This window comes from Lentzea chajnantorensis (assembly GCF_054300775.1).
Genome location: NZ_JBSDZT010000002.1, coordinates 2,552,611 through 2,568,361, shown reverse-complemented (window position 1 = coordinate 2,568,361; position 15,751 = coordinate 2,552,611). Strand labels below are relative to the sequence as shown.

General features: G+C 70.9%; 17 protein-coding genes and 2 pseudogenes. 1 reads left to right on the top strand and 18 read right to left on the bottom strand.

Features of this window, described 5'->3' with window-relative positions; translation table 11 throughout:
- Positions 1-261 precede the first annotated feature (261 nt).
- From dprA to ACVDFE_RS13355, 16 genes and pseudogenes are all read right to left on the bottom strand, one after another.
- Entirely contained in the window at positions 262-1,410 is a 1,149-nt protein-coding gene (gene dprA, locus ACVDFE_RS13430) for a DNA-processing protein DprA (protein WP_458430614.1), read from the bottom strand.
- A 1,037-nt stretch (positions 1,411-2,447) separates the two neighbouring features.
- Complete coding sequence (locus ACVDFE_RS13425) at positions 2,448-3,962, bottom strand: YifB family Mg chelatase-like AAA ATPase (protein WP_360390972.1); 1,515 nt, start codon at positions 3,960-3,962, stop codon at positions 2,448-2,450.
- Position 3,963: 1 nt separating this feature from the next.
- On the bottom strand, positions 3,964-4,173 hold the full coding sequence (locus tag ACVDFE_RS13420; RefSeq protein ID WP_458434325.1) for a YraN family protein: 210 nt from the start codon (positions 4,171-4,173) through the stop codon (positions 3,964-3,966).
- Positions 4,174-4,249: 76 nt separating this feature from the next.
- Positions 4,250-4,342 (bottom strand): annotated as a pseudogene (locus tag ACVDFE_RS13415) (hypothetical protein); the annotation flags it as partial.
- Between the two features lie 151 nt (positions 4,343-4,493).
- A complete protein-coding gene (locus ACVDFE_RS13410) occupies positions 4,494-4,817 on the bottom strand; it encodes a DUF2469 domain-containing protein (protein WP_030468024.1) in 324 nt (107 codons plus the stop codon).
- Positions 4,817-5,608, bottom strand: a complete 792-nt coding sequence (locus tag ACVDFE_RS13405) for a ribonuclease HII (protein ID WP_458430613.1) — start codon at positions 5,606-5,608, stop codon at positions 4,817-4,819. Before ACVDFE_RS13405 ends, ACVDFE_RS13410 begins: the two co-directional genes overlap by 1 nt.
- Positions 5,605-6,468 (bottom strand): signal peptidase I, encoded by an 864-nt coding sequence (lepB, locus tag ACVDFE_RS13400; protein WP_458430612.1) that lies wholly within the window; start codon positions 6,466-6,468, stop codon positions 5,605-5,607. Before lepB (ACVDFE_RS13400) ends, ACVDFE_RS13405 begins: the two co-directional genes overlap by 4 nt.
- Positions 6,469-6,484: 16 nt before the next feature.
- Positions 6,485-7,216, bottom strand: a pseudogene (lepB, locus tag ACVDFE_RS13395) (signal peptidase I); the annotation flags it as partial.
- 3 nt (positions 7,217-7,219) lie between these two features.
- A complete protein-coding gene (gene rplS, locus ACVDFE_RS13390) occupies positions 7,220-7,579 on the bottom strand; it encodes a 50S ribosomal protein L19 (RefSeq protein ID WP_360390982.1) in 360 nt (119 codons plus the stop codon).
- Between the two features lie 153 nt (positions 7,580-7,732).
- The gene (gene trmD, locus ACVDFE_RS13385) at positions 7,733-8,479 is read right to left on the bottom strand and encodes a tRNA (guanosine(37)-N1)-methyltransferase TrmD (protein ID WP_458430611.1); all 747 of its coding nucleotides are present in this window, start codon (positions 8,477-8,479) and stop codon (positions 7,733-7,735) included.
- The gene (gene rimM / locus ACVDFE_RS13380; RefSeq protein ID WP_360390988.1) at positions 8,469-8,984 is read right to left on the bottom strand and encodes a ribosome maturation factor RimM; all 516 of its coding nucleotides are present in this window, start codon (positions 8,982-8,984) and stop codon (positions 8,469-8,471) included. Before rimM ends, trmD begins: the two co-directional genes overlap by 11 nt.
- 17 nt (positions 8,985-9,001) lie before the next feature.
- Complete coding sequence (locus ACVDFE_RS13375; RefSeq protein ID WP_030468017.1) at positions 9,002-9,241, bottom strand: RNA-binding protein; 240 nt, start codon at positions 9,239-9,241, stop codon at positions 9,002-9,004.
- On the bottom strand, positions 9,238-9,681 hold the full coding sequence (gene rpsP, locus ACVDFE_RS13370; protein WP_360390990.1) for a 30S ribosomal protein S16: 444 nt from the start codon (positions 9,679-9,681) through the stop codon (positions 9,238-9,240). The genes ACVDFE_RS13375 and rpsP overlap by 4 nt, the downstream gene beginning before the upstream one ends.
- Before the next feature lie 126 nt (positions 9,682-9,807).
- Positions 9,808-10,539, bottom strand: coding sequence for a LamB/YcsF family protein (locus ACVDFE_RS13365; protein WP_360390993.1), 732 nt, complete (start codon positions 10,537-10,539; stop codon positions 9,808-9,810).
- Positions 10,539-11,309 (bottom strand): type II CAAX endopeptidase family protein, encoded by a 771-nt coding sequence (locus ACVDFE_RS13360; protein WP_360390996.1) that lies wholly within the window; start codon positions 11,307-11,309, stop codon positions 10,539-10,541. Before ACVDFE_RS13360 ends, ACVDFE_RS13365 begins: the two co-directional genes overlap by 1 nt.
- A 316-nt stretch (positions 11,310-11,625) precedes the next feature.
- On the bottom strand, positions 11,626-12,504 hold the full coding sequence (locus ACVDFE_RS13355) for an RNA polymerase sigma-70 factor (protein ID WP_458430610.1): 879 nt from the start codon (positions 12,502-12,504) through the stop codon (positions 11,626-11,628).
- A gap of 148 nt (positions 12,505-12,652) precedes the next feature.
- On the opposite strand from ACVDFE_RS13355, the gene ACVDFE_RS13350 reads away from it, so the two are divergent.
- Positions 12,653-13,129, top strand: a complete 477-nt coding sequence (locus ACVDFE_RS13350) for a carboxymuconolactone decarboxylase family protein (protein ID WP_360391000.1) — start codon at positions 12,653-12,655, stop codon at positions 13,127-13,129.
- Here ACVDFE_RS13350 and ACVDFE_RS13345 read toward each other — a convergent pair.
- On the bottom strand, positions 13,123-14,178 hold the full coding sequence (locus tag ACVDFE_RS13345; RefSeq protein WP_360391003.1) for an amidohydrolase family protein: 1,056 nt from the start codon (positions 14,176-14,178) through the stop codon (positions 13,123-13,125). The genes ACVDFE_RS13350 and ACVDFE_RS13345 overlap by 7 nt on opposite strands.
- 2 nt (positions 14,179-14,180) lie before the next feature.
- On the bottom strand, positions 14,181-15,740 hold the full coding sequence (gene ffh / locus ACVDFE_RS13340; protein ID WP_360391006.1) for a signal recognition particle protein: 1,560 nt from the start codon (positions 15,738-15,740) through the stop codon (positions 14,181-14,183).
- Positions 15,741-15,751: the final 11 nt, after the last annotated feature.

The window sequence follows — 15,751 nt, the reverse complement described above, 5'->3', positions numbered from 1 at the left end:
CCACACCCCCACGCCGTCTGGGAGCGCTCTCATGATCGTTCAGCCGGTAACGTTCCCACTCCCCGTGACGACAATCGGCACAACAACGGCCACGGATCACCTTTCGGAGTAGCGTTCACGGCCACCACGACCGCCCAATCGGCCGAAGGCCCACCTTCTTCCCTCTCAACGTGGAATGAAGCCCTAACACCAGAACCGCTGACAGATTCATTTTGACTCCACAATGGACAGATGAGAAGCGCAGGTCATGCGGTCACCTGATCACCGCGGCACCTCCACCCGCTGCCAGCCGCCGTCGGCCTGCAGCGCCAACCCGGCCAGCTCCAGCTCGGGCAACAACGCCCGCACCCGTTCCAACGCCACCCCGGACTCGACCGACGCGACCTCGGCACTGACCGCGCTGCGCTTCCCGAGCGCCTCGTACACGCGCATCGCCTCGCCCTGCGGTGCGCCGATCTCGCTCTGCTTCTGCGCGGGCTGGGTGGCGAGGTCGTCCCCGAACCGCCCCACCGACTCCACGACCTCCGCAACGGAACTGACCGGTTCCGCCTGCCGGTCCCTGAGCAGCTCGTGGCACCCGGCAGAGCTCGCGGACGTCACCGGTCCCGGCACGGCCATGAGCACCCGCCCCAACGCCACCGTGATCGCCGCCGTGTTCTTCGCCCCGCTGCGCCGCCCCGCCTCGACCACGACGGTCCCGACCCCCAAGGCCGCGATGAGCCGGTTGCGCGTCAGGAACCGGTGCCGCGCCGGCGTCACCCCCGGCGGGTACTCGCTGATCACCAGTCCTTCCTTCGCGATCTTCCCGAGCAACCCCTGGTGCCCGGCCGGGTAGGCGATGTCCACCCCGCAGGCCAGCACCGCGACCGTCACCCCGCCACCGCCGAGCGCACCCCGGTGAGCCGCACCGTCGATCCCGTACGCCGCACCGGAAACAACGGTCACCCCGGCCTGCGCCAGCCCGTACCCGAACTCGGCGGCAACGTGCTCGCCGTACCCGCTGGCAGCCCGCGACCCGACGACGGCCACCGCTTTCTCGGTGACCTCCCCCAGGTCGTACGGCCCCCGAACCCACAACGCCAACGGCTCACCACCACACCGCAACCGCCGCGCGTGCCCCAACGTCAACGCGATGAACGGCCACCCCGGCCACTCCGCGTCCTCGGGCACCACCAACCGCCCACCCCGCCCAGCGATGCGCTCAAGGTCTTCATGCGCCCGCTCCTCGGCCCTGCGCGCGGACGTCTGGCTGACCACCGACGGCGAAACTTCGCCGCTTCGCACCAACCGCGCCGCCTCCACCGGCCCCACCTCCGACACCAGCCCGGCCAGCGCCCCGGCATGCGGTTCAGCAACACGCGAGAGGTATGCCCTGGCAAGACGCACGTCGTCGGGCGCGGTGCCGCTCACTGGAACCACCACCAGGGAAGCCACCGCTGCCATGGACGTGGCCACCACGGCGGACTGGTGGCAGGAGTCCATACGCGGACCACCGAGGGCAGCCGGAGGGATGGCAGGCCTGCGGTCGGCGAGGCGGCGATGGCCAGGGCGGGCGAGGCGGAGAACAGGTTCACGGTCGGACTCCTGTCTGAGGTGTCTGAGGTGGGTGGGTTGATCGGTTCGGGAGGGGACGGGCTGAGGAGAGCTGGAGGCGCGTGGGCGGCGTTGTGGGGAGGAGAGCGGGACGCCCGCCGGGGAGGGGCGGGCGTCCCGCCTGTGGGGCCGGACGCAGAGCCGGGGATCGAACGCTCTGTGTCCGGCTGTCTGGGGGTCATGCGGTTCCGGAAGGGCGGGGGGTGGGGCCGGGCGCGGAGTGGGAGTGGGCTCCGCGCCCGGCGGTCTGGTGGTGGCGGAATGCGGCGGGAAGTGGGCGGCGGCCAGCGCCGGGTCGGGTTGGGGCGGGTCGGGGCGGGTTGAACGGGTCGGGCCGAACGGGGCGGGTCGAACGGGGCGGGTCGAACGGCGTAGTTCGGGCCGGGGATGTGTCGGTCCTGGGCGGCGGGCGAGCCCGGTCGGGCTGGGTCGGGGAGGGACTCGGCCGGGCGGGATTCGGCCGGACGGGGTCGGACGGGACTGAGCTAATTGAGCTGGGCGGATCAGGACAGAGGGCTTGGGCTTGCCGGACGCCGCCTTGGGCCTGGCGGACGCTGCTTTGGCTTCGGCAGGCGCCGCCCTCGATGTGCGGTGATAACCGTGCTGGAGCGGTGGCGGTGGGGCGGTGGCCGTGGGGCGGTGGCCGTGGGGCGGCGGTGGTCGTGTGGTGGGGCAGCGGTGTGGCAGCAGCGGTGTGGCAGCGGTGGCCGTGGGGTGGGAGGTGGGGCGGCGGTCGCCGCAGTGGGGCGGGCGATGGCGTTGCTGGGGCTGGTTGCCCGCGCGGGCGAGGTGGGTTGTGGGCGGGTGGGTCGTGGGCGGGTGGGTCGTGGTGGGCGGGCGGAGTTGGGGGTGGGTTAGGAGCGGTCGCGGAAGGAGAGGGCTGCGGCCACGTGGTCGGAGGTCGGGCGGGCGGACTCGGAGAGGTCGGCGAGGGTCCAGGCGACGCGGAGGCAGCGGTCGGCGCCGCGGCCGGTCAGGGCGCCGGTGGCCAGGGCGCGGTCCAGGAGGGCGGTCACGGGGCGTGGGAGGGCGAACTCGCGGCGGAGGGAGGGGCCGGGGACGTCGGCGTTGGTCTGCCAGGGGTGGCCGTGGGCGGACCAGCGGGCGGCGGCTCGGGTGCGGGCGGCGAGGACGCGGGCTCGCACTGTGGCGGTGGGTTCGGGTGGGGTGGCGTCGGCGTTCGACATCGCGGTCATCGGGCGCATGCGGACGCGCAGGTCGACGCGGTCGAGCAGGGGGCCGGAGAGGCGCGACCGGTAGCGGCGGCGCACGGCCGGGGTGCAGCAGCAGTCGATCTCCTTCGGCGGGGCGCAGGGGCAGGGGTTCGTGGCGAGCACCAGCTGGAAGCGGGCCGGGTAGCGGGCGGTGCCGTCGCGGCGGGCGATGCGGATCTCGCCGTCCTCCAGGGCGGTGCGCAGGGACTCGATGGCCTTCTGGCCCCATTCGCAGGCCTCGTCGAGGAACAGGACGCCGCGGTGCGCGCGGGAGGCGGCGCCGGGTTTCGCCAGGCCGCTGCCGCCGCCGACCAGGGCGGCGATGGAGGTCGTGTGGTGCAGCGTCACGAACGGCGGGCTGGACACCAGCGGCGCGTTGCTCGACAGCACGCCCGCCACCGAGTGGACGGCGGTGACGGCCAGCGCGTCCTGGCGGCTCAGGGGTGGCAGCAGGCCGGCGAGGCGTTCGGCGAGCATCGTCTTGCCGGTGCCCGGCGGGCCGGTCAGCAGCAGGTGGTGGGCGCCCGCGGCGGCGACCTCCAGGGCCCAGCGCGCCTCGGGCTGGCCCACGACGTCGGTCAGGTCGGGGACCTGCGGCGGTGGCGGGTCGGCCAGCTCGGGGACGGGTGCCAGCGCCGGGACGTCGCCGCGCAGCCACGTGAGCACCTCGCCCAGCGTCTGCGCGCCGTGCACCTCCACGCCGTCGACCAGGGCGGCCTCCGGCAGCGCGTCCACCGGCACCACGGCGGTGCGCAGGCCGGCGCGGCGGGCGGCCAGCAGGGCGGGCAGGACGCCGCGGACCGCGCGGACCCGGCCGTCGAGCGCCAGCTCGCCCAGCAGCACGGTGCTGCCGAGGCGGTCGGGCGGGACCGAGCCGGCGGCCGACAGGGTGGCGCAGGCGATCGCGAGGTCGTAGCTGCTGCCGCCCTTCGGCAGCGCCGCCGGGGACAGGCCCAGCACGATGCGCTGCTTGGGCCACTCCTCCCGCGTGTTGCGGACGGCGGCCTTCACCCGCTCCTTGGACTCGTGCAACGCGGCGTCGGGCAGCCCGAGCAGGTGGGTGCGCGGCTGGCCGACCCCCACGTCCGCCTCGATCTCGACCACGAGGCCGTCGACGCCGTACAGCGACACCGACCACGCCTGCGCGAGGCCCACGTCAGGCCCCTCGCAGGTGCTGCACCTGCGGTTCGCCGCCCGGTGGCCAGAGCACCGAGATCAGGTCCACCCGCACGGGGCACCACCCGACCTGGTGCGCGCCGAGCCAGCGCAGCGCCGTGCGCCGCAAGCGGCTCAGCTTGCGCTCGTCGACCGCCTCGTCCGGACGCCCCCAGGCCGGCGCCGTGCGCGTCTTGACCTCGACGACCACCAGCTGGCCGCTGTCGACCGCGACGACGTCGAGCTTCTCCGTCGCGGCACGTCCAGTTCCTCGACAGGACCACCAGGCCCTGCTGCTCCAGGTACCTGCACGCCAGGTCCTCACCCCTGCGGGCCAGGTCCTGCTGCGGCCGCCTGCGGACCAGTACCGGTGCTTCCATCGCCTTCGCCTCCCTGCGGGTCGTTGGGTACGACCTTGCAGGGTGGGGCGGGGCGGGTGGTGGGGCCGAGGGGAATCTGTGGACAACTCGGTGGCTGTGGACAAGTCGGCCGTTGTGGATCTTGAAACGGCGGAGTTGTCGGTGGGGTGTGCTACGTGGGGAACGGCCCGCTCTCCGGCAGGCGCAGGTCCGGCTTGTCCAGCTCCTCCACGTTCACGTCCTTGAAAGTGATGACACGAACGTTCTTGACGAACCTCGCGGGCCGGTACATGTCCCACACCCACGCGTCCGACATGCGCACCTCGAAGTACACCTCGCCGTCGGCGTTGCGCACCTGCACGTCCACCGAGTTGGCCAGGTAGAACCGCCGTTCGGTCTCCACGACGAACGAGAACTGGCTGACGATGTCGCGGTACTCCTTGTACAGCGACAACTCCATCTCGGTCTCGTACTTCTCGAGATCCTCTGCACTCATTACGCCTCCGCGCGGTTCATCTGCTCCGCGCCCTCCCTCGTCGCGAGCTCCCGGATGTTCTCCGGGGAAGCCCCATTCTGGACCACGGCCGTCGCGGCCATGCTGCGCGCCACCCTGTGCGGCGCGGCGAGACCGTGCTTCTGTGCCGCGGCGGCCACGTTCACCCATGACCAGCGGTGCTCCGCGCACGGCCCGTGCTCCATCAACGCAGCCGTGTGCTCGGCCGTGCAGTAGCCCTTGTGCACGTTGAACGCGTACTCCGGACACCGCTCGTGCAGCTCGGCCATGATGCGGTCCCGCGTGACCTTGGCCAGCACCGATGCCGCCGCCACGCACGCTGCCGCCTGGTCGCCCTTGATCACCGCGACGCTCGGCGCGGGCATCCCCGGCACCTTGAAACCGTCGGTGAGCACGTACCCGGGTTGCGTCGACAGCTGCGCCACGGCCCGGCGCATGCCCTCGATGTTCATGACGTGGATGCCGAACGCGTCGATCTCGGCCGGCGACACCACGACGACGGAGTGATCCAAAGCACGCTTGCGCACCAGGTCGTACATCCGGTCGCGCGCCGCCGCGGTCATGAGCTTCGAGTCGTTCAGGCCCTCGAACCGCGCCGCGTCACCCGGCCGCAGCACGCACGCCGCGATCACCAGCGGCCCCGCGCACGACCCGCGCCCCGCCTCGTCAACACCGGCGACCGGACCGAGGCCACGGCGTTCCAGCGTGCTCTGCAGCGCCCAGTTCCCCGACGAGCCGCGTACGACCGCACGGGGCGGCATCAGCATCGTCATCGGCGGAATCGGTCCCGCAGTCGGCGTCCGAGCAACAGAAGCGGCCACGCGGCGACGATACCCAGGCCCATCGGGACGGTTTCCTGCCATCCCGGCGCACCCATCGACACGACCTGCGGGTTGTGGTCCGACACGCCCTGCCACCGCGACGGGGGCAGCACGATCACGCGCGCCTTGCCGATCACGTCATCCACCGGGACCAGGCCGTTCAGGCCACCCTGCCCCTGGCAGCGCGAGTCGCACGAGTGGTTGCGGTTGTCGCCGAGCACGAACAGCTTGCCCTCGGGGATCTTCAGCTCCTCGAACGACTCCTGCACCGCCTCGGTGCCCTCGTCGAAGTGCTTGTACGGCTCGTCGAGCGGTTTGCCGTCCACGAGCACCCGGTTCTGCTCGTCGCAGCACTTCACCGTCTGCCCGCCCACGGCGATCACGCGCTTGACGAAGTCCTCCTCGTTGGCCGACGGCAGGCCGACCAGCGACCCGAGCCACGACAGGCCCTCCGAGACCGGGTTGCCCGGCTCGTCGACGAGGAAGTCGTTCTGCCAGGCAGGCGGCCCGCGGAACACGATCACGTCGCCGGGCGCGGGCTCACTGAAGCGGTAGGTGACCTTGTCGACGAGCACCCGGTCGCCGTAGCAGTCGGTGCACCCGTGCAGCGTCGTCTCCATCGACTCCGACGGGATCATGTAGACGCGGCCGAGGAAGACCTGGATGCCGATCGCGAGACCGAACGCGACCAGGATGAGAACCGGCAGTTCCTTCCAGAAGTTGCCCTTTTTCTTCTTCTTCGAGGTTTCGCCCGAAGCGTCCGAAGTCGGCTCGTCACTGGACGGCGTGTGCTCTGGATCGACGTCAACCACGAGATCAGCCTAGGGGCTGAGGGTTGTGGTCGGACACCGCACGCCACCGTTCTTTCGGGAAAACGACGTACCGCGCCTTGCCGATGACGTTCTCGACGGGCACTGTGCCCGCTACGCCCCCGCCGCCCTGTTTGCGCGAATCGGTGGAGTTCATGCGGTTGTCGCCCATTACGAACAGGCGCCCATCCGGAACTCGTATCGGCGCGAACGGTTCGTGGTCGGCCGGCGACGTGCCCGCCTGCCAATGCACATAGGGCTCATCGAGCGGTTTGCCGTCGACCACCACGCGGTGCTGCGCGTCGCAGCACTCCACGGTCTGACCAGGCAACGCGATGACGCGCTTGACGAAGTCGCGTTCGTTCGCGGGCGCGATGCCCACCAGCGAACCGACGTTGCGCACAGCGCGCGCGATCGGGTTCGTCGACGGCGGGGCGCCGCGGAAGTCGTTCGTCCCCCACGCCTCGGGGCCGCGGAACACGATCACCTCGCCCGGCTCGATGTCGCTGAACCGGTAGGTGAGCTTGTCGACCAGCACGCGGTCGTTCTCGCACCCGGAGCAGCCGTGCAGCGTGCGTTCCATCGACGCCGAGGGGATCACGTAGACCCGCGCCACGAACGCCTGGATCAGCACTGTCAGCACGACCGCCGTCACGACGACGTGGAGAACATCCCTCCAGACAAGAGCACGCCCCCGCCCCGGTTCATCCGGTGCGGAGGCGTCCTCGAAGTCCTCTGGGCCTGAAGCCACCGATCAGGAGACCGGACGGGCCTCGCGCTTCTCCTTGATCTTGGCGGCCTTGCCGCGCAGCTCGCGCAGGTAGTACAGCTTGGCGCGCCGCACGTCACCGCGGGTGACGACCTCGATCTCCGAGATGTTCGGGGAGTGCACCGGGAAGGTGCGCTCGACACCGACGCCGAAGGAGACCTTGCGGACGGTGAAGGTCTCGCGGATGCCGCCGCCCTGGCGACGGATCACGACGCCCTGGAAGACCTGGACGCGCTCGCGCTGGCCTTCGATGACGCGGACGTGGACCTTCAGCGTGTCGCCGGCGCGGAAGGCCGGGACGTCGGAGCGCAGCGACTGGGCGTCAAGTGCGTCCAGGATGTTCATCGGTGGTCCTCACGTGTGTCTGTGAACTCCCCAGAGCATGTTCCATGGCTGTGCACGACATGATGGGGGTCGGCTTGGTGCGCACGCCGATGTGACACCGGCTGCGGCAACTGGTCCAGTGTGCCAGACCAGGCACTCCGGGACGAAATCGGGCTACTCCCCGCCCTCGCGCAGGCGTGCGAGCAGGGCCCGGTCGTGCTTGTCGAACGCGTCCGCCGGCAACGCCTCCAGCAGGTCAGGACGCCTTTCGAGGGTCCTGGCGAGCGATTGGTCACGCCGCCAGCGGTGGATCAGCCGGTGGTTGCCGGAGCGCAGCACGTCCGGTACCGCCAGCTCGCGCCACACCTCGGGCCGCGTGTAGCTCGGGCCCTCCAGCAGGCCGTCCTGGAACGAGTCCTCGGCGTGCGACTTCGGGTTGCCGAGCACGCCGGGCAGCAGCCGTGCGACCGCTTCCACGATCGCGAGCACCGCCACCTCACCGCCCACCAGCACGTAGTCCCCGATGGACACCTCATCGACGCGCACGCGCCGTGCGGCGTCATCGACGACACGCTGGTCGATGCCTTCGTAACGGCCGCACGCGAACACGAGGTGCGATTCGCCCGCGTACTCGTGGGCGAGCGCCTGCGTGAACGGGCGTCCGGCCGGCGTCGGGACGATGAGGCGCGTGGAGTCCGTGCACACGTCATCGAGCGCGTGGCCCCAGATGTCCGGCTTCATGACCATGCCGGGCCCACCGCCGTACGGGCTGTCGTCGACAGCCTTGTGCACGTCCTGGGTCCAGTCGCGCAGGTCGTGCACGCCGACGCTGATCAGGCCCTTGTCGATCGCCTTCCCGAGCAACGCGGCACGCAGCGGCGCCAGGTACTCCGGGAAGATCGTGACGACGTCAATCTGCATCGAGCAGGCCCTCTGGCGGGTCGATCACGACACGGCCACCGCGCACGTCCACGGTCGGCACGATCTCGCGCACGAACGGGATCAGCGCCTCACCGCTGTCGCGGAGCACGACGAGCAGCTCACCGCCGGGTCCGTGCAGGACCTCCTTGACCGTGCCGAGCTTCGTGCCGTCGACGAGCTCCGCCGCGAGCCCTTCGAGCTCGTGGTCGTAGAACTCGTCGGGGTCGTCGTTCGGCGGCAGGTCGTCGGTGCTGCCCAGCAGCAACGTGCCGCGCAACGCCTCGGCGACGTCGCGCGTGACGACCTCGGCGAAACGCACGAGCAGCCGCCCGGCATGAGGCCGGGCGGCTGACACGGTGAGGCTTCGGGACGTGCCGTCACGCAGCTTGGCCTGGAGCGTGGCTCCGAGCGCGAACCGCAGTTCGGGTGAATCAGTGCGCACGTCAACGGCGAGCTCGCCGGTGATCCCGTGCGCCTTGGCCACACGGCCGACAACGACGTCCATTTGCCCTTGAAGTTCGTTCAGCGGTCGGTGTCGACGACGTCGACCCGCACACCACGACCGCCGATGCCGGCCATCACGGTGCGCAGAGCCGTCGCGGTGCGACCGCCGCGACCGATCACCTTGCCGAGGTCGTCCGGGTGGACGTGGACCTCGAGGGTGCGGCCGCGGCGGGTCGTGACGAGGTTCACCCGGACGTCGTCCGGGTGGTCGACGATGCCGCGAACGAGGTGTTCGAGGGCGTCAGCCAACAAACTCACGCCTCGTCCTTGGTGGCCTCGGCGTCAGCCTTGGGGGCCTCGTCGGCCTTCTTGGCCTTCTTCGCCTTCGGCGTGGTGGCCTCGGTCATCGGCTCCTCGTTCGCGGCGGCGAGCGCGGCGGCGAACAGGTCGGCCTTCGACGGCTTCGGCTCCTTGACCTTCAGGGTGCCCTCGGTGCCCGGCAGGCCCTTGAACTTCTGCCAGTCACCGGTGATCTCCAGCAGGCGCTGGACCGACTCGGTCGGCTGCGCGCCGACACCCAGCCAGTACTGCGCACGCTCGGAGTCGACCGCGATGAACGACGGCTCTTCCTTCGGGTGGTACTTGCCGATCGTCTCGATCGCCTTGCCGTCGCGGCGGGTGCGCGCGTCGGCGACCACGATGCGGTAGTACGGCTGGCGGATCTTGCCGAGACGCTGAAGCTTGATCTTGACGGCCACGGGCCTGGTACTCCTCGAACTCTGTGTTGGTGGTTCGCACAGCCGCGGCCCGGGCAGAGGGGCCGACCGCGGCGGACAGCGGTCAATTGTGCCAGAGGGGAGCCGCCGAACCCGAATCGGGGCGGTCTAGGCGAACGCGGCGACCGTTCCCAGCGCCTCTCGCACCGCCTGCGCGTGGTGCACGGCACCCGGCGTGTCGCCGTGCACGCACAACGACTCGGCCCGCGTCTTGAGCACCGTGCCGTCGACGGCGACGATCTCGCCGTCGAGCAGGCGCTTGGCCCGTTCCACGACCTGTTCGGTGTCCGTGAGCAGGGCGTTCGGCTCCGAGCGCGGCACCAGCGTGCCCTGCGGGGTGTAGCCGCGGTCGGCGAAGGCTTCCTGCACCGCGCGCAGGCCGGCGGCCTCGGCCTTCGTGAGCAGCTGCGAGCCCGGGAGGCCGAGGACGGGCAGGTCCTTGAACGCCTTGATGCCGTCGACCACGGCTTGCGCCTGCCTCTCGTGGTGCACCGTCGCGTTGTAGAGCGCGCCGTGCGGCTTCACGTAGACGACCTCGGTGCCCGCCGCTCGCGCGCACGCGTCGAGCGCGCCGATCTGGTAGAGCACCTCGTCGGCCAGCTCGGCCGGGTCGGCGTCGATGAACCTGCGGCCGAAGCCCGCGAGGTCGCGGTAGGACACCTGGGCGCCGACCCGGACGCCGTTGCGCGCGGCCTGCTCGCACACCCGGCGCATGGTCGACGGGTCGCCCGCGTGGAAGCCGCAGGCGACGTTCGCGCTGGTGATGACGCCCAGCAGCGCCGTGTCGTCGCCCAGCTGCCAGATGCCGAAGCCCTCGCCGAGGTCGCTGTTGAGGTCCATCAGATGACACCGACCGAGAGCAGCAGGAGGGACAGACCGGGGAGGAAGTTGTTCATCACGTGCGCAACGATGCTCGCCCCGAGCCTGCGGGTGATCAACCGGGCCACCCCGATCGGGATGGCGATCACCAGCAGCAGCCACGTCCGTTGCGGCTCCAGGTGGCTGACCGCGAAGATCACGGTGGTCAGCACGAACGCGGCCCACCGGCTCCACCCCTGGCGCTCGACGGCACCCCACAGCAGCCCGCGGAAGATGATCTCCTCGCAGATCGGCCCGATGAAGCTCATGTAGAGGAACATCGTGATCGCGGCCGCGAGCGGCAGGTTCGCCTGGCTGAAGAGCTCGGCGATGGCGCTGGTCGCGTTGCCCTCGCCGACGATCTTGGCCCACGCGGTGGCGGCGACGTAGGTGAGGACGAAACCGGCGACACCGATCTTCAGGCCGATCGCCACGTCCTCTTTCGTCATGCTCAGCCTGAGGTCGACCACGGGCCCGTTGCCGCGCACGTAGGTGATCACCACGGCCAGGGTGGCGGCGAGCAGGATCGGCACCAGCGACCCGATCAGCACCAGCGACGTCGAGTTCTCCAGGGTCGCGCCGACGCTGCTGCCGACCGCGGTGATGAACACGGCCGACAGGATGAAGACGGCCTCCACCAGGAGGAACGCACCGAAACCCCAGCGCTGGCCGACCCGCTCCGGCTCCGGGTTGCGGCTGACGTCGCGCACGCTCTGGAGGAAGGTGCGCTTGGGGGACTCCTGCTCGTTCACGCTCTGCAATTTAGTCACGCCGCGGCTGCCAGCGGCTGTACTGCGTGCGGCGTGGTGTGTGGCGTGGTGTGTGGCGCACTCATCGGCTCACCTCGCGATCGACGGCTGCTGAGACACCGGTGCGGGACCGGTGCCTCGCGATACGAGTGGAGTGGGGACAGCGATCAGCGGCCCCGAATCCGAGGTTAGCGTGCTGCACCGGTGGAACCCGGCCAAGCGCCTGGCCAAAAGATGGTCAGATCGGGGCCTTGGCGGGTGTCCTTCTCCTCGTAGTCGAATCGGCGGGCGGAGAGGGGTCCAAACCTCCGCGCCGCGGTCAGCGGGCCAGCGGGTTCTCCCGTTCCATGTGCGAGAGCTTCGCCGGGTTGCGCACCGCGTAGAGCCCGCTGATCCGCCCGTCGTCGATGCGCAGCGCGATGACCGTGTCGAGCTCGCCGGCGAACTTGAGCACGAGCGCCGGGTAGCCGTTGACCTGCGCGGGTTCCATGGACCAGCCGGTCACCCTGGTGAGGCCGCCGAGCAGCATGCGGGCGACCTTCGCGGCGCCGACGACCGGGCGGGGGACGGCCTGCTTGACGCCGCCGCCGTCGCCGAGGAACACGACGTCCGGCGCGAGCAGGTCGAGGAGTCCCTGCAGGTCGCCGGTCTCGGTGGCGCGCCGGAACGCGGCCAGCGCGGCACGGGTGGCCGCCTGGGTGACGACCTCGCGCGGGCGGCGGGCGGCGACGTGGGAGCGGGCGCGGTGGGCGATCTGGCGGACCGCGGCCGGGGTCTTGTCGACGGCGGCGGCGATCTCGTCGTGGTCCAGGTCGAAGACCTCGCGCAGGACGAAGACGGCGCGTTCGGTCGGGGTCAGGGTCTCCAGGACGAGCAACACGGCCATCGAGACGCTGTCGGCGAGCTCGACGTCCTCGGCGACGTCCGGGGCGGTGAGCAGGGGTTCCGGCAGCCACGAGCCGACGTAGGTCTCCTTGCGGCGGCCGAGGGTGCGCAGGCGGTCGAGGGAGTGGCGGGTCACGATGCGGACCAGGTAGGCGCGGTGGTTCTCGACGGTGCCGTGGTCGACGCCGGACCACTTCAGCCACGTCTCCTGCAGCACGTCCTCGGCGTCGGCGGCGGAGCCGAGCATCTCGTAGGCGATCGTGAAGAGCAGGTTGCGGTGGCTGACGAAGGTGTCCGTCGCGGTGTCCGGCATCGGTGTCCCCCTTGAACGTGGCCTCCCCACCAGACGCCACCCGATCGGGTCCTGTGACAGTGGCACGGGTCACAACGGCGGCCTGTCACACGGTCTGGAGCGGCGGCGTCCTGTGGGCACCGAGCAAGACCCACGAGGGAGGAACACCATGGAACCCCGCTTCGACCTCTTCGCCACCGAGACCGGCGCCAAGATCGCCAAGCGGTTCGCGGGCCTCGGCCAGGCGGTGCACGGCACGTCGCTGCCGACGCTCACGGCCGAGCTGGTCAGCCTGCGGGCGAGCCAGCTCAACGGCTGCGGCTTCTGCCTCGACATGCACGTCAAGGAAGCCGTCGCCGCCGGTGAGGACCCGCTGCGGTTGCACCTGGTGGCCGGGTGGCGCGAGACCACCGTGTTCACCGAGGCCGAGCAGGCCGCGCTGGCGTTCGCGGAGGAGGGCACGCTGCTCACCAGGGACGGTGTCAGCGACGAGACCTGGGAGAACGTGCGCAAGCACTACGACGACGAGCAGGTGGCCGCGCTGGTGTGCCTGGTGGGGCTCATCAACGCGGCCAACCGGATGGCCGTCATCACGCAGCGGAAGGGCGGCTCGTACCAGGTCGGTGCGCTCGCCCGGGCTCAGTAGACCCGGCCCCGCAGCATGACCAGGCGCGGTGACCGCAGGACGTCGAGGTTCGTGCGCGGGTCCTCGTCGTACACCACGATGTCCGCGGCCGCGCCCTCGGTCAGCGACGGGAAGCCCAGCCACTCGCGGGCGTTCCACGACGCGGCACCGATGGCGTCGGCGGCGCTCATGCCCACGCGGTGCAGCGCGGCGATCTCGTCGACGATGCGGCCGTGCTGGATGCCACCGCCGGCGTCGGTTCCCGCGTAGACGGGGACGCCCGCCTCGACCGCCTTCGCCACCGTGGTGGCGACGCGGGCGTGCAGGTCGCGCATGTGGCTGGCGTAGGCCGGGTACTTGCCCGCCTTGTCCGCGATGCCGGGGAAGGTCTCGATGTTGATCAACGTGGGCACCAGCGCGGTGCCCCGTTCGGCCATCATCGCGATGGTGTCGTCGGTGAGGCCGGTGCCGTGCTCGATGCAGTCGATCCCGGCGCCGATCAGGCCGGGCAGCGCGTCCTCGCCGAACACGTGCGCGGTGACCTTGGCGCCGGCGTCGTGAGCGACCTTGATCGCCTGCGCCAGCTCGTCGTCCGTCCACAGCGGGGCCAGGTCGCCGACGCCGCGGTCGATCCAGTCGCCGACGAGCTTCACCCAGCCGTCGCCCTGCGCGGCCTGCTCGGCCACGGCGGAGGCGAGGTCGGTCTCGATCTCCACGCCGATGTGCGGCAGGTACCGCTTCGGCTTGGCGATGTGCCGGCCCGCGCGGATGATCCGGGGCAGGTCGAGGCGCTCCTGCAACGGCGTCGTGTCGACCGGCGACCCGCAGTCGCGGATCAGCAACGTGCCCGCGGCGCGGTCGGTCAGCGCCTGGTCGACGGCCTCGGGCAGCTCGACGCCACCCTGCGGGCCGAGGCCCACGTGGCAGTGCGCGTCGACCAGGCCCGGTACCAGGAAACCGCCGTCGACCACGGTCTGCGCACCCGGAACGGGCCGGGTGCGCACGCGGCCGTTGACCACCCACAGGTCTCGCGGCTCGCCGTCCGGCAGGACGACGCCGCGCAGGTGCATGGTCACTTCTTCTTTTTGTCGTCGCCGTCGAACTTGAACTTCGACGGGTCGAAGCCGGGCGGGAGCTCGTTCAGGCTGCCGCCGAGGTCGGGGAGGCCGCCGGGAGGCATGCCGGGGAGCTGGCCCATGCCGGGGAGGCCGCCCATGCCGGGCATCATCCCGGGGAAGCCGCCCTTGATCTTGGGGGGCGTCGGGCCGCGGCCCTTGCCCTTCTTCCCCTTCTTGCCCTTGCCCTTCTTGCCGCCACCGCCGCCGAAGCCCATCCGGCCGGCCATGGAGGCCATCATCTTGCGGGCCTCGAAGAAGCGGTTGACCAGGTCGTTGACGTCGCTGACCTTGACGCCGGAGCCGTTCGCGATGCGCAGCCGGCGGGAGCCGTTGATGATCTTCGGGTCGTCCCGCTCCGCCGGGGTCATGCCGCGGATGATCGCCTGGATGCGGTCGAGGTGCTTCTCGTCCAGCATCCCCAGCTGGTCCTTCATCTGACCGGCGCCGGGGAGCATGCCGAGCAGGTTCGCGATCGGGCCCATCTTGCGGATCGCGAGCATCTGCTCCAGGAAGTCCTCCAGCGTCAACTGGCCGGAGTGCAGCTTCTGCGCGGCCTTCTCGGCCTGCTCCTGGTCGAAGTGCTGCTCGGCCTGCTCGATGAGGGTGAGCACGTCACCCATGCCGAGGATGCGCGACGCCATCCGGTCCGGGTGGAAGACGTCGAAGTCCTCGAGCTTCTCACCGTTGGACGCGAAGAGGATCGGCTGGCCGGTCACCTCGCGGACCGAGAGCGCGGCACCACCGCGGGCGTCACCGTCGAGCTTGGTGAGCACGACACCGGTGAAGCCGACGCCGTCGCGGAACGCCGTGGCCGTGTTGATCGCGTCCTGGCCGACCATCGCGTCGACGACGAACAGGACCTCGTCCGGGTTGACGGCCGCCCGGATGTCGACGGCCTGCTTCATCATCTCCTCGTCGACACCGAGCCGGCCGGCCGTGTCGACGAGCACGATGTCGTGCTGCTTCGCCTTCGCTTCCTCGATGCCGCGGCGCGACACCGAGACCGGGTCGCCCACGCCGTTGCCGGGCTCGGGTGCGAACACGGGCACGCCCGCGCGCTCACCGACGACCTGCAGCTGCGTGACCGCGTTCGGGCGCTGCAGGTCGGCCGCGACGAGCAGCGGCGTGTGCCCCTGCCCCTTCAGCCACTTGGCGAGCTTGCCCGCGAGCGTCGTCTTGCCGGCACCCTGCAGACCCGCCAGCATGATCACCGACGGCGGGTTCTTCGCGAGGTTGAGCCGGCGCGTCTCACCACCGAGGACGTTGACGAGCTCCTCGTTGACGATCTTCACGACCTGCTGCGCCGGGTTGAGCGCCTGGTGCACCTCCGCGCCCTTGGCGCGTTCCTTCACCTTGGCGATGAAGCCGCGCACCACGGGCAGCGCGACGTCGGCCTCGAGCAGCGCGACCCGGATCTCACGCGCGGTGGCGTCGATGTCGGCGTCGCTGAGCTTGCCCTTGCCGCGAAGGCCCTGGAGGACCGTGGTCAGCCGGTCGGAAAGCGTCGAGAACACGCCTCCCAGAC

What these genes read in the sequence shown, in the direction of transcription:
- rplS (WP_360390982.1), bottom strand. Translation starts at nt 7,579, where the DNA reads ATGAACATCCTGGACGCACTTGACGCCCAGTCGCTGCGCTCCGACGTC.
- ACVDFE_RS13345 (WP_360391003.1), bottom strand. Translation starts at nt 14,178, where the DNA reads ATGCACCTGCGCGGCGTCGTCCTGCCGGACGGCGAGCCGCGAGACCTG.
- ACVDFE_RS13410 (WP_030468024.1), bottom strand. Translation starts at nt 4,817, where the DNA reads ATGAGTGCAGAGGATCTCGAGAAGTACGAGACCGAGATGGAGTTGTCG.
- ACVDFE_RS13365 (WP_360390993.1), bottom strand. Translation starts at nt 10,539, where the DNA reads ATGGACCTCAACAGCGACCTCGGCGAGGGCTTCGGCATCTGGCAGCTG.
- ACVDFE_RS13355 (WP_458430610.1), bottom strand. Translation starts at nt 12,504, where the DNA reads ATGCCGGACACCGCGACGGACACCTTCGTCAGCCACCGCAACCTGCTC.
- trmD (WP_458430611.1), bottom strand. Translation starts at nt 8,479, where the DNA reads ATGCAGATTGACGTCGTCACGATCTTCCCGGAGTACCTGGCGCCGCTG.
- ACVDFE_RS13350 (WP_360391000.1), top strand. Translation starts at nt 12,653, where the DNA reads ATGGAACCCCGCTTCGACCTCTTCGCCACCGAGACCGGCGCCAAGATC.
- ACVDFE_RS13405 (WP_458430613.1), bottom strand. Translation starts at nt 5,608, where the DNA reads ATGACGATGCTGATGCCGCCCCGTGCGGTCGTACGCGGCTCGTCGGGG.
- rimM (WP_360390988.1), bottom strand. Translation starts at nt 8,984, where the DNA reads ATGGACGTCGTTGTCGGCCGTGTGGCCAAGGCGCACGGGATCACCGGC.